The sequence below is a fragment of the Acinetobacter sp. Ac_5812 genome, from assembly GCF_013072695.1.
Classification (GTDB): Bacteria; Pseudomonadota; Gammaproteobacteria; order Pseudomonadales; family Moraxellaceae; genus Acinetobacter.
The window spans coordinates 752,329-765,215 of the sequence record NZ_LXUK01000022.1; the positions used below are offsets into that span (position 1 = coordinate 752,329).

Below are 12,887 nucleotides of genomic sequence, written 5' to 3' on the forward strand. Positions count from 1 at the left end.
GATTCCTATGTTGCAAAAAGTATTAATTGCAAACCGTGGCGAAATCGCTTTACGAATTACTCGGGCTTGTAAAACTCTTGGCATTAAAACAGTTGGTATCTATTCAGATGCTGATAAAGACTTAATGCACTTACGCTTCGTTGATGAAGCAGTATGTATCGGGCCGGGTGCAAGTAGTGAAAGCTATTTAAATATTCCTGCAATTATTACTGCTGCAGAAATCACAGGTGCGGATGCAATCCATCCTGGTTATGGCTTTTTATCCGAAAATGCGGAATTTGCTGAAATCGTTGAAAGTTCTGGCTTTATTTTCATTGGCCCTCGCCCTGAACATATTCGCCTGATGGGGAATAAAGTATCAGCGATTATTGCAATGAAAAAGTCTGGCGTACCAACCGTACCTGGCTGTGACCATGCTGTAACGATTAACAATGCACTCGCGGAAGCAAAAGAAATCGGCTTCCCATTGATCGTGAAAGCGGCTTCCGGTGGTGGCGGTCGTGGTATGCGTATTGTAGAACGTGTCGACACACTACTTGAATCGGTTCAAGCGGCGCAACGCGATGCTGAAATGTGGTTCGGTGACGATACGGTTTATATGGAACGTTTCTTACAGAAACCACGTCATGTCGAAGTACAGGTTCTTGGTGATGGTAATGGCCATGCGATTCACCTCTATGATCGCGACTGTTCTTTACAACGTCGTCATCAAAAAGTATTAGAAGAAGCACCTGCACCAAACCTACCTGAACAAGCGCGTGCTGATATTTTAGAAGCGTGTGTGAACGCATGTAAGTTGATGCAGTATCGTGGTGCAGGTACATTTGAATTTTTATTTGAAGATGGCGAATTCTTCTTCATTGAAATGAATACCCGTGTTCAAGTTGAACATCCTGTGACTGAAATGGTGACTGGGGTTGATATCATTGAACAACAACTTCGTATTGCTGCAGGTTTAGGCCTTGAACTTGAACAAGAGCAAATCGAAGTTAAAGGTCATGCGATTGAATGCCGTATCAATGCTGAAGATCCAACCACGTTCTTACCTTCTCCAGGTAAAATTGAAAGTTTCTATGCGCCAGGTGGTGCCGGTATCCGTTTAGATTCACACATCTATCAGGGCTATAACATCCCGCCTTACTATGATTCAATGATTGCAAAATTGATTTCGCATGGTAAAGACCGTGAAACATCGTTAGCTCGTATGCGCCATGCATTAGATGAAATGATTTTGACAGGAATTAAAACCAATATTCCATTGCATAAAGATTTGATCTTACAAGACAAAAATTTCTGTGAACAGGCAATGGATATTCATTATCTTGAAAAACATTTGCTAAAACAGCTTGAACCAAAAGCTGAAAAAGCCTAAATAAAAAAGCCTCTTAAATTATAAGAGGCTTTTTTATGTCTAACTCAATCTTATTAAGGTAATACACGACGCAAGGTTGCAAAACACTTGTCGCCTTTCTCGCTAGCACAAAAATCGATGGTTGAATCATTGGCCCATTTTACAAAGTATTGAGAAACTTCACCCGTTTGATCTTGCTTTTGACCTGAACAGTCCATTTCATTATTGTCATATTTGATTTGCAGAACTAATGCTGGCAAGCGCTCTTTATGATCTTCTGATGGCTGATAATCATATAAGCCATAGGACCATTCTTGACCACTTTTAATCACCACATCACTTGCACCACGGAAGTTGTAGTATTCGACACACTTCTTATTGTTTGGAATTTCCATTCCCCACAGTCCCATAATTTCAGGGCGAGTTGTGACCCGAATTGCATTTGCTTTGGCTATTTGTTGGGGTGTCACAGTTGCTTTGTCATTTACGACCGTCTCTGCCATAGTCCATGTTGAGCAAGCCCATAATAATCCAATAATATAAATATTTTTCATAGATTTAATTAAGTCGTCATCTTAACGGTGCATAGGCTTAAATTAGCATATTTTTTGATAAAAGCATGCATTCATAACCATATAAACACAATATTTTTACCATGTAATTTAGTTGCTTGTTTTGACACTTTTTCAGGTATCCTATTTTTCAAATTGTATTTAACTTTTTACTTTATAAAGATTTTCGCTTTAGGGATAAAAGCCATGAAATTTTCAGAATACGTACAGTACGATGGTTTAGGGTTAGCTGAGTTAGTCAAAAACAAAGAAGTTCACCCATCAGAGCTGCTCGAAATCGCATTAGAACGGAGCAATCAGGTCAATCCGAAACTGAATGCCATCATTATCCCGATGTACGAACAAGCCAAACAACACGCGCAACAGAACCTTAGTGGTGCATTTGCAGGCGTTCCTTTTCTCGTCAAAGACCTATTCCAAGAATACCAAGGTATACCAACCTCCTATGGCAGCCATGCATTAAAAAAAATCAATTACACACCAGACTTTAATGCAGAAATTGTCAATCGCTGGGAACAAACTGGTATTGTCACATTTGGTCGTACCAATATCCCAGAGTTTGGTATTAAAGGAATTACAGAACCAGATGCGTGGGGTTCATGCCACAATCCATGGAATTTAAAACATAATAGCGGTGGTTCTTCTGGTGGGTCCGCTTCAGCCGTTGCAGCTGGGTTGGTACCGATTGCAGGTGCTGGAGATGGTGGTGGATCAATTCGTATCCCTGCTTCTTATTGTGGTTTGTTTGGATTAAAACCCAGTCGTGGACGTACACCGTGGGGACCACAATTTAGTGAAGCCATGCATGGCGCAGCGATGCAACATGTACTCAGCAAAACCGTTCGAGATAGTGCGGCCATGCTAGATGCAGTGCAAGGCCCTGAACAAACCTCATTATTTCGAATTGAAGCCCCTGAACAAAAATATTTAGATGTTATTCAGCAAGCACCTAAGAAACTCCGCATTGCCTTCAGTACCCAATCACCAATTGGCACCAAGATTTCTAAAGATGCCATCCAAGCTGTGCAACGAACAGCGAAGTTATTGGAATCATTGGGTCATATTGTGGTTGAAGATCGTCCGCAAATTGATGGGTTGGAACTTGCAAAAGATTTCGTTACGACATGGTTCAGTCAGTTCTCCTATATGCAGGCACAAATCAAACAAATGGCGGGTGCTACTGATCGTGATTTCGAACTCGATTCGATAGCTTTAGCTGCCTTTGGAGCGAAGACCACGGCAACAGAATATATTCATACCTTAAATAATTGGGGGCTATACAGTACCCAGATGAATATTTTCTTTGAAAATTATGACTTATACCTCACCCCAACCACAGCTTCTGTCGCACCAAAAAATGGTGAGGTTGCCACACCCGCTTGGCAGAAACCCATTCTCAAAGGCTTGTTAAAAGTTGGTAAAGCGCATTATCTGGCGCAAGGTAAACTGGTTGAGAAAATGGTGCAGGACAATTTAAGTTGGGTACCTTTTACCCAGCTCGCCAATGTAACAGGCCTACCTGCCATGTCAGTCCCTTTGTACTGGAATAAACACAGTATGCCACTTGGTAGCCAGTTTATCGCGCCTTTTGGGCGTGAAGACCGCTTGTTGCAACTTGCTGCTCAACTAGAACAAGCACAACCGTGGCTGCCACAATATAAGAATATCCAAATCTAGCTTAACTTTTGGCTGCTGTTTCCACTTGATTCGGCAGCCATACTACAAGCAATAAACCTAATAACACGGCAATACTGGCGCAGAAGAAAATCGTCGCACCTGAAAAAACTTGCCAATAGTGCCCTGCCAATAAACTTCCAGATGCTACCCCTAGACCCCACATGGTGCTATACAACGCCTGCCCTCGGCCTTGCTGCTCAGGCGTAAAGTTCTGGAAAATCACTTTCATGGCAATCAGATGGAACAAGCCAAAGCTAAAGGCATGCAAAGATTGAGCAAGCAACTGCCCAATGTAATTGCTCTCCAAGATACCAACTAAGAACCAACGTAAACTGGTCAAAAGCAGACAAATCACCACCAATATTCGCCATGAAAAGCGAGTAAAGAATAGCTTTTGTGCCACAGCAAACATGACGATTTCAGCAATCACCCCCATCGCCCATAAACTACCAATTTGTGTAGTGCTAAAGCCGATTTCTTTTAGATAGTTACTATAAAAGCTATAAAACGGCGCCAATGAAAACAGCAAAATAAATTCGATACTGAAAAATGCCGCCACAATAGGTCGTTTTAAAATCGGCATTAGCGGTTCAAGTGTTTTTTGTGAACTTGGTGCATGCTCTGGTTCTTTAATACTAAATGACCAGAGAAAAGCCAAAAACGAAACAGAGAGCAGTAAAATTGGCAGCATTGAAATTGGAATAACTTCCAACAAAGCCCCTATGACAAATACACCGACAATAAAACCGACTGAACCCCATTTACGCACTTTGCCATAGAGTTCTGCACGTTTTTCGCCAAGCCAAAATAAAGTTACCCCTTCAAATTGCGCCAAGATAGCATTTTGAAAGAAGCTAAAAATCAGCATCAGCAAAGCGACTGATTGAAAGCTATTCGGAATCACAAATATGGCAAACCAGATACAGGCTTCCATCCATGTCGCAATACGCACCAAAAGCATTCTTTTACCTGATTTATCGGCAATCCAGCCCCAAATCAATGGCGCAAAAAAACGGGTAATAATCGCAATTGAAGAAAGAATACCGATCTCTTGATAATTGAACCCCTGATCTTGTAGATACAGGTTCCAATACGGCATGAATGTCCCGACTATGGCGTAGTAGAAAAAGTAGAAGCCAGCGAGTCTGGTATTAATGGTCAGTGGTTGCATTTATCTTGGATCATTAGACCTATATAACGAGTTCCACTCTAACAGAGTGAGCAGCTAATTTATTTTTAGCGTCCAATTATATATACAAATTATTGGCTTTAAATCCTCTATAAAACGATAATTAGCCTACACTTCCAAATGCACTTGCTGCATTTACATTAAGCAGTTTTCATCACGAGTCTTGTAACTCCGTTTACAATCATATCAATTGCAATTGTGCCTATAAGCAGTGCAGCAAGTCGACCCACAATATCGAAATAGCGATCAATATATTTGGCATGCTTATAACGCAAATGATCATGCGAGAGTTTCATCACGATTAATACACTACATGTTAAAAATAGCGTACATGCAATCACAATTGCTGCTTCAGTAATTGACATCCTCATGCCTGTTACCACGGCAGCACTGATTGTTCCAGGGCCAATCATAAAAGGCATGGCGACTGTACCCGCTAGATGCTCTGGAGCACCTCTCATTTCACCAATCGTATCTGCCCCTTGGAAAACATAGCGATAACCAATGACCAAAAAAATAAGGCCACCAAATATCTGGAACGATTCAAATCGTACATTTAAATACTTACTAAAAATTGCCTCACCTCCCCAAGCAAAAAGTATAAACACAACATAAGCAATCAGCCCACCTTGTATTAGCGCACGATTAAATATTTTGGTCTCTGTATGTCTAATTAACCCAATCATATAAATACTCATAAGAAATGGATTCAACAATGAGAAAAATAAGAGAAATGTGCTCAAATAAGAAGAAGTCATCGCCCCATACTCCAATGAGTCCTCAATAGGTTAATCAACTTTCTACGAAAGATTGAGTTCATACGATTGTTTGCAAATGATTAAAAATTATAAACAAACATGACATTCAACAATTTGTTCCACTGACTATCGTCACCGCCTGCCAAAGAATTTGCAGTTCCACCAATAAATGGGTCATTTTTACTGGTGATATATTCGGAATAAAGCGAGATCTTCTTATAGTTCCAAGCTGCGCCGATGATATTTCGTTGAGAGTTTTTATAATTCTGCTCATCTTTATTCAATCCACTCAAGACCACATAAGGCGTAACATTTAGTCCATTTATGACATCCTTAAAGATATAGTTCACATCGACTGAATAAAAAGTGCCACTATTTGCAATGTTGTATGCTGAATCAAATGAACCAAATGTCGAGTAATTGGAATTTGAATCCTTATTATCAATTTTGATTTGTCCAGCGGTCAGGGTTATTCCCAAGTTCTGATAGTTGAGCGTATTAAATAATGACCAAGCTTTACGATTGCCGTCTTTATGATTCTGTTGATTCTCAATCGTTGAATACCAGTAACTTCCGCCGACAGCCATGTCTAAGTCATCATTATTGAAAAAACTAAGCTCTTGTTTAGCTCTCATTACAAACATATTTTTTTCTTTTAAGCTCGTCATGGTTGGATCATTTGTTTTCACTGTATTGGCAGAATAACGAGCCGTATCTTTATCTGCTGTCCCAGTATAATGACCACCATCGCGGGCAAAGTATGCTAAATCAATCTTGGTGGCTGAAGGCAATTCAGTATGATAATTAATCCCTAGATTGAGTACATCTTGAAGTCCCATTGTATAATTGAGACCCGCATAAAAGCTGCTATCCCAAAACCGGCTAGGACCAAAAGGTACAGGCTGTAAGCCCAGTGTAATATGATCTGTACTGTTTAAACGATAACCCGCATAGGCCGACACTAAAGTTGAAAAATCACATAATTCAGACCATTGATAACAACGCCACTGTACATTCCCAAAGACTTTAGGTGATTCATAAGCGATATTCACAATCGCAGCATCAAACTTAATACTGTTATCCGAGTCAATATTTGGACCATAATCTTTATAATTATATTTGGCTCGCAATGCACCTGAAACCGTCACAGCACCTGTATCAGTTTTTGGGTCACCCAAAGTCATTGCGGCAAAACTAGGAAGTGTCACCCCAGCTGCAAATAATCCTACACTTAACTTGCTAAATACGGTATGCATTCATATCTCCTTGTATAGATGTTGGAGAGAAATCTGTGGTTATTTCTCCCTCATTTTTAATCAAGAGACTTTGCTCATATGAGTCATAATCTAAAAAAACCAACACTGAAAATTAATTTTCAGCTTAAAAGTGGTGGAATTAAGTTCAAGATAAACCATGTATTTCTTTCCAATTACCTGGATATACTACATAACCAAAGCAGGCATGCCCACCATAAATAAGTTCTGTACCCTCAGGTATCCAGAGCATCTGCCCTGGCCGAACTTCGTACTTCTGTCCATTTGCAGTGAGTTCAAAACAGCCTTCAATGACAAAAATGACTTCGTCATAAAGTAACTTCCAACTCACTTCCGCCCCTTCCCAACGTGCAAAACCGATACCCATATTTGGAGAAACATCGGCTCCTAATGCTCTAGCAACATAAGCAGTACCTTGAGGTGTTTCACCACGGAGGTTAAAAATCAATTGTTTACTATCAACTAAACGAACTTCACTCATTATCTTTTACCTCACAACTCACTACGACTACGCCATTTTTCAAATCGAATACGGGTCTTCACGCCTAGACCTAAAAATGGTTCAGGTGGGTTTAAACTGGGCATACCCGTCACAAATTGAATATCACTTAGCGCTTGAGAGTCTGCACCTACAACCAAATCAGCTAAAAGCGTTCCTGAAATTGTGCCCCAAGCTGCTCCAACACCATTGTCACAAGCACTGGCATAAACACCATCTTCTAATTCACCAAAGAAATTGGTGAAGTTACGAGAAATTGCGTAAACACCGCCCCAAGTATGCGTAAATGGCACATCAGCTAACTCTGGATAACGTGCTAAAAAGGCTTTACGATGATCAGCCTGTATCCAGTGCCGATTATCATCACTGACATTGGCACCGTATTTCGGTACATGTTTATAAGTATTACGGATCAAGATACGACGATCTGCTGTCATACGTAATGTTGTTCCAGCATGGTCGGCAGGCGTCAATCCCCAATTGAGTTCACCCAAATAAATTTTCATTTCTTGATCAGTCAGCGGTCTCGTCCAACTTGCAAAGGTCATGACAGGTAATAAACGGTTTTTGAGATAACCAAATTCACGCGTGAAAATACTTGTTGCTAGAAGGATTTTAGGCGTGGTGATTAGGCCATGATCACCTTGTAATACCCATTGATTATTATTTCTTTTCAAATCACGGATTGGTGATTGCTCTAATAATTCAACATTAGCTGGTAGATTATCCCCCATACCTCTTACTAGTGCTGCTGGTTGCATTAAGTAAGAGCCAGGGGTAAAAATTGCACGACTGTAAAAATCTGAACCTAATACTTTTTTCAGCTCAGCTTTTTCGACCCAACGGTATGGCTCACCCAAATCTTTCATCAAGTGTTCAAAATGATTGAGATGAACTTCACCTCTTTCACCTACTGCACCTTGGTATTTGCCAACTGCAGACCATTGGCAATCAATGTTATGGTGCTCTACTAAGCCTTGTAATTGAGCAATTGCCGATCGGTTTAGACTTAATAATTTTTGTTTATGCGAAGGATCCGGATGTGATAATGCAAATTTATGCGGTAAATCAATCACAAATCCTGAATTACGACCTGAGGCACCTTCAGCGATACGTTGTGCATCCACTAGAATAATGCGGGCATTCGGCTTGAGTTCTGCCAATCTACGAGCTGCGGCTAATCCAGCAAAACCCGCTCCAATAATGGCATAGTCTGCTTTTTGTGGACCGATTAACTTTTTAACAGGACCCGCTGGAGGCAATGCCGCATACCAACCACAGGTACTATCATCATTTGGTAAAGCAATCATTTTGTTATTCCTTTAACTTGAACTGTGGATGAACAGGAATCTAATTTTTCAAGCCACTCAGTACGGTGGTGTTGTAATTGACGTCCGAGCAAGGCAAAGCCTGTTAACTTGCCTTGTTCATTGTAGAAACCAGCAGCAAACTCTCCGTCATGCTTTTCCACTCTCCACTCACCTATCCCCATTGCAGGTAAGACTGATAACGGCAAAATTGGAGTTTTTACTAAAACTGGTGTTGATTTCAGATCCGCAGCAGTTGACTGGCCTAAAAGGTTATTCACCAAAGCAGGTAAGGCTTGCGTGATTGGATTGATATATGGCGCCCACTGACCATTCACTTCAGCACAATCTCCCAAAGCAAAAATCGTAGGATCGCTACTGCGGTGATCTAGTCCCGTACAGATTCCGCGTGCTGTTTCTAGGCCAGCGGCTTGAGCAAGTGCAATATTGGGTCTCAGGCCCACTGCACTTAATACCACATCAGTTTCAACGGATTGACCATCCTGGAGAGTTAATTGGTAATGACCATTAGCTGATTGAATAGAACGGATACTATTTTGTAATTTCCACTCTACGCCTAACTCACTTAGCGCATTTTGTAATGCATGACCTAGAGGTTCTGGAATAAGACGTTCCATTGCCCATTTGCCAAGCCCTACAACCGTAACTTTAATGCCATATGCAGCTAAATCATTTGCGAACTCACAACCAATCAGACCATCCCCAAGAATTGTGACGTGTTGTTTATCTGATAATTGCTGACGAAAACGGCGATAATCCGCGAGGTCATTTACGCTTATAGTTGCCGTAGAATCGCCATCAATCGGAATGACAACTGGTGTTGCACCTGTAGCAAGTACGAGTCTGCCGTAAGGATAATTACCAATTGTGGTTTGAAGCTTTTTATTTTCCCTATCAATATGAGTCACTTTGGTATGTGGATAAACGCGGATATTTAAACGTTGTTCCCAGCTCAGAACAGATTCACGAACTAGACTATCTCCATCTTTACCTAATGCCAAAGCATTCGATAATGCGGGTTTGCTATATAGAGCACCATCATCAGCAGTAAATACGGTAATAGACAAGTCTGCAGATTTGGCACGTAAAGCCGAAGCCAATTGATAACCCGCATGACCGCTACCAATAATCACCACGGGTTCAATCAATGCAGCTGCTACTTGAGGGATTTCGTCCTCCTCAACATCTGTGATATCGAGCATTTCAAAATCAGCTTTACCCACCTGACATTCTGGACACATCCAGTCATCAGGAACATCTTCCCACTTCGTTCCTGGTGCTATCCCATCATCAGGCCAGCCTTTCGCTTCATCATAGATCCAGCCACAGACAATACATAACCACTTTCTCATCTTGTCTATTTCCTTATTTCTTACACATTACACGCTATGTCTCAAACGAATACCGATGTTACGAGTCTGAACATAACTGTAGATGGCTTCCTGCCCTTTTTCACGACCAAAACCTGATAAGCCCACGCCACCAAACGGTGTTTCAATACCACCTGCAAACCATTCGTTAATAAAGACCTGACCAGCAATAAGACGATTTGCAACTCGAAGTGTTTGATTTAGATTTTCACCAAACACACCAGCAACAAGACCGAAGTCCGTGCCATTAGCAATTGCAACTGCTTGGTCTTCATCATCAAAAGGCATGATCACCATGACTGGACCAAACACTTCTTCCTGAGCAATCGACATGTCATCTTTTGCTTCAATAATCGTAGGTAAGACAAAATAGCCGTCTAGATCTGCTGCTCTACCACCTGTTAAGATTTTTGCACCTTCTTCACGCGCTTTATCAATCATGGCAAGAATCTGTTGCTGCTGATCTTTAGAAACAACTGGTGTAAGTTCGGCATTACTTTCACCAATTCCTATTGTTAGGCTTTCTGCAAGATTAACGACCGCTGCTTTAACTTCTTCATAGCGACTACGGTGTACTAATAACCGTGACATTGCTGAGCAGACTTGCCCTGAGTTATAAAAAATTCCGACTTTAACACTACGCAGTAACTGTTCTAAATCAACATCTGCAAAAGCGATAGCCGCTGACTTACCACCTAACTCCATTACAGCAGGTGTTGCACGTTCAGCCGCATCTTTCAAAATGTGTTGGCCTGTTGCAACGGAACCTGTGAATACAATCTGATTGGTCTCTTGGTGTTTAACCAAATGAGTACCCACTTCGGAGCCTTTACCGCACAGTAAGTTCACTGCACCTTGTGGAAAACCAGCTTGCTCAATGGCTTTGATGAGTAAAACCATTCCTAACGGCGAAACTTCGGGTGACTTGATCACCACGGCATTACCAGCTGCTAAAGCTGGTGCAAGTGAACGTGCACAGATCGAAACAGGAAAGTTCCAAGGTACGATCTGAACCGATACACCCATTGGAATATACGAAGTGAAATCAATATAATCTTTACCTAAAGGGACTGAGATTCCTTCAATTTTATCTGCCATACCTGCGTAGTATTCAAAATAACGAGCTGCTTCATCGAATTCTTCACGTGCCGTATCAACATTTTTACCGTTTTCACGACATAGGATTAATGCGCCCTCTTCTGCAATTTCACGAATTGCTTCTGCTGCTTTTAACATCCAAGTTGTACGTTGTGCAGGACGTACATCAGTTAAAGCACCACTGTTTACACAAGCTCTAGCCGCAGCCATTGCTGCATCTGCATCTTCGATACTTGCTCGAGCTACGGTTGCAAAAACATGAGCTGTTGCAGGGTTGATCACCTCAAATTGGCGTGCAGCATCTCGCCACTGACCATTCACATAGTTCAGATAATGTTGCATGTTAGGCCTCCAACGCAGCTTTGGCCTGAGTAGCTAACCACTTTTGGAAAAAGTGTGTTGGTAAATCCATTTCTGGTGAAAAAACACCTCCACCAAAGCCTGGAGAATGACGACCTTTCTGCATATTTTCGACAGCAAAAACATCTTCAGCAAAAACCACCTTCCATGATTCCAATGTTGCTTCACGGCATGCATCATATTTGGCATTTAAAGATTCATCGCTGACGTAATATAAACGGAGCCTTTCTATGGTCTGTTCTGGTGCAATTGGATCAATCATCATGGCAAATGCATGATCAGCTTGAATACCTAACAATACGTTTGGAAATACAGCAACATATTCTGCATGGCGTAGTTGATCTTCAGGCCAACTTGGGAATTTTGGTAAATGGGTGCCTGCTGTCGCTGATAGGTTGTATTTATAACTCCCCTGACCTGCAAAACGATCTTCGAACATGATGTTGTAATGATCTTCAAGCTTAGAATAGGTATTTAATGCCGGATGCACCCAAGGCAAATGATAGGCTTCACAATAATTTTCAACGGTAAGCTTCCAATTGCTTTTTACTGGTAGTTCAAAATGTGAACCCACATTACTACTGCGAATAAGCTCTAAACCATTTTCACCTAGGAAAGGCTTCCAACGCTGCATTAATGGTGCAATATGAGCTTCAAAAGATGCGGCATCACCAGAAATATTAACGAAGACCATATCCATCCAGATCGCAGAACGGAGTGCCTTCAAACCATGTTTTTCACATTTAAAGCGTTCATCTTTGTGCTGGCCAATTCCACCGACATGCGGAGTACCTTTTAAATTACCATTCAGGTCATAACTCCATGAATGATATGGACAGCGAATAACGCCTTCAATCGTACCTTCATCATGTACCAGTTGCATGCCACGATGGCTGCATACATTATGAAATACTTGAACTAAGCCATCACGGTTACGCATCATGACCAGTGGCATACCCATAAAATTCACGGGCTTTACATAACTATTTTTGGGTAAATCTGAAGCAAAACCCACACACACCCATGTTTTACTTATAATATTGTCGCGTTCGAAATTAAAATATTCATTGCTGGTATAAGCTAAATTGGGCATACCATTAGATTCAGTAATTGGATTTAAAACATTATCAACTTGCTGAACCGTAATTAATTGTTGGCTAACTCGACTATTCATCTGATGATCTCCCTTATATTTGAACGAATGCAGAACTCCCTGCGCTGAGATGATTTGCACACTCTGCTATTTCTTTGGAGATTGTGTTAAATATCGAGTTGTCTCACAAACGACTTTTTAGCTAGGTATCTATGAGTTTTAATCATGCTCTTCAGATTTATTTTTTATGATCAACTTAAATATTAAAAAATAGAGTTCTTTGAAAAATCGAAGAATGATCCATCATTAATAAAAAAT

At 41.0% G+C, this 12,887-nt stretch carries 11 protein-coding genes and 1 pseudogene; 2 read left to right on the forward strand and 10 right to left on the reverse strand.

All coding sequences use genetic code 11. The features are described 5' to 3' along the window. Window positions 1-7 precede the first annotated feature (7 nt). Entirely contained in the window at window positions 8-1,372 is a 1,365-nt protein-coding gene (gene accC / locus A7P55_RS17025) for an acetyl-CoA carboxylase biotin carboxylase subunit (RefSeq protein WP_171553023.1), read from the forward strand. A gap of 53 nt (window positions 1,373-1,425) precedes the next feature. Here accC and A7P55_RS17030 read toward each other — a convergent pair whose 3' ends face one another. Next, window positions 1,426-1,905: a hypothetical protein gene (locus A7P55_RS17030; RefSeq protein ID WP_004807536.1), complete on the reverse strand. Its 480-nt coding sequence runs from the start codon at window positions 1,903-1,905 to the stop codon at window positions 1,426-1,428. Between the two features lie 204 nt (window positions 1,906-2,109). Here A7P55_RS17030 and A7P55_RS17035 point away from each other — a divergent pair, with 204 nt between their 5' ends. Next, window positions 2,110-3,600 carry an amidase family protein gene (locus tag A7P55_RS17035; RefSeq protein WP_171553024.1) on the forward strand — a complete coding sequence of 497 codons (1,491 nt, stop codon included), beginning with the start codon at window positions 2,110-2,112 and terminating at the stop codon, window positions 3,598-3,600. A gap of 1 nt (window position 3,601) precedes the next feature. Here A7P55_RS17035 and A7P55_RS17040 read toward each other — a convergent pair whose 3' ends face one another. From A7P55_RS17040 to A7P55_RS17075, 9 genes and pseudogenes are all read right to left on the reverse strand, one after another. Beyond that, complete coding sequence (locus A7P55_RS17040) at window positions 3,602-4,771, reverse strand: MFS transporter (RefSeq protein ID WP_171553025.1); 1,170 nt, start codon at window positions 4,769-4,771, stop codon at window positions 3,602-3,604. 158 nt (window positions 4,772-4,929) lie between these two features. Beyond that, window positions 4,930-5,547 (reverse strand): MarC family protein, encoded by a 618-nt coding sequence (locus tag A7P55_RS17045; protein ID WP_171553026.1) that lies wholly within the window; start codon window positions 5,545-5,547, stop codon window positions 4,930-4,932. 80 nt (window positions 5,548-5,627) lie between these two features. Next, window positions 5,628-6,803, reverse strand: coding sequence for a hypothetical protein (locus tag A7P55_RS17050; RefSeq protein WP_171553027.1), 1,176 nt, complete (start codon window positions 6,801-6,803; stop codon window positions 5,628-5,630). Window positions 6,804-6,948: 145 nt separating this feature from the next. After that, window positions 6,949-7,302, reverse strand: a complete 354-nt coding sequence (locus tag A7P55_RS17055) for an ethanolamine utilization protein EutQ (protein WP_016540333.1) — start codon at window positions 7,300-7,302, stop codon at window positions 6,949-6,951. An 11-nt stretch (window positions 7,303-7,313) separates the two neighbouring features. Continuing rightward, window positions 7,314-8,630 (reverse strand): FAD-dependent oxidoreductase, encoded by a 1,317-nt coding sequence (locus A7P55_RS17060; RefSeq protein WP_171553028.1) that lies wholly within the window; start codon window positions 8,628-8,630, stop codon window positions 7,314-7,316. Continuing rightward, complete coding sequence (locus tag A7P55_RS17065) at window positions 8,627-9,850, reverse strand: FAD-dependent oxidoreductase (protein ID WP_252727894.1); 1,224 nt, start codon at window positions 9,848-9,850, stop codon at window positions 8,627-8,629. The genes A7P55_RS17060 and A7P55_RS17065 overlap by 4 nt, the downstream gene beginning before the upstream one ends. Further along, window positions 9,839-10,000: pseudogene (locus tag A7P55_RS22670) on the reverse strand (rubredoxin); the annotation flags it as partial. The pseudogene A7P55_RS22670 and the gene A7P55_RS17065, both read right to left, overlap by 12 nt. A 27-nt stretch (window positions 10,001-10,027) precedes the next feature. Further along, window positions 10,028-11,458, reverse strand: a complete 1,431-nt coding sequence (locus A7P55_RS17070) for an aldehyde dehydrogenase family protein (protein ID WP_171553030.1) — start codon at window positions 11,456-11,458, stop codon at window positions 10,028-10,030. Between the two features lies 1 nt (window position 11,459). Then, window positions 11,460-12,650: an aromatic ring-hydroxylating dioxygenase subunit alpha gene (locus A7P55_RS17075; RefSeq protein ID WP_171553031.1), complete on the reverse strand. Its 1,191-nt coding sequence runs from the start codon at window positions 12,648-12,650 to the stop codon at window positions 11,460-11,462. Window positions 12,651-12,887: the final 237 nt, after the last annotated feature.

Excerpts from the sequence above, each read along its gene's own strand:
- accC (WP_171553023.1), top strand. The coding sequence starts at position 8 with ATGTTGCAAAAAGTATTAATTGCAAACCGTGGCGAAATCGCTTTACGA.
- A7P55_RS17065 (WP_252727894.1), bottom strand. The coding sequence starts at position 9,850 with ATGCTCGATATCACAGATGTTGAGGAGGACGAAATCCCTCAAGTAGCA.
- A7P55_RS17075 (WP_171553031.1), bottom strand. The coding sequence starts at position 12,650 with ATGAATAGTCGAGTTAGCCAACAATTAATTACGGTTCAGCAAGTTGAT.
- A7P55_RS17070 (WP_171553030.1), bottom strand. The coding sequence starts at position 11,458 with ATGCAACATTATCTGAACTATGTGAATGGTCAGTGGCGAGATGCTGCA.
- A7P55_RS17035 (WP_171553024.1), top strand. The coding sequence starts at position 2,110 with ATGAAATTTTCAGAATACGTACAGTACGATGGTTTAGGGTTAGCTGAG.
- A7P55_RS17055 (WP_016540333.1), bottom strand. The coding sequence starts at position 7,302 with ATGAGTGAAGTTCGTTTAGTTGATAGTAAACAATTGATTTTTAACCTC.
- A7P55_RS17060 (WP_171553028.1), bottom strand. The coding sequence starts at position 8,630 with ATGATTGCTTTACCAAATGATGATAGTACCTGTGGTTGGTATGCGGCA.
- A7P55_RS17045 (WP_171553026.1), bottom strand. The coding sequence starts at position 5,547 with ATGACTTCTTCTTATTTGAGCACATTTCTCTTATTTTTCTCATTGTTG.
- A7P55_RS17050 (WP_171553027.1), bottom strand. The coding sequence starts at position 6,803 with ATGCATACCGTATTTAGCAAGTTAAGTGTAGGATTATTTGCAGCTGGG.
- A7P55_RS17040 (WP_171553025.1), bottom strand. The coding sequence starts at position 4,771 with ATGCAACCACTGACCATTAATACCAGACTCGCTGGCTTCTACTTTTTC.
- A7P55_RS17030 (WP_004807536.1), bottom strand. The coding sequence starts at position 1,905 with ATGAAAAATATTTATATTATTGGATTATTATGGGCTTGCTCAACATGG.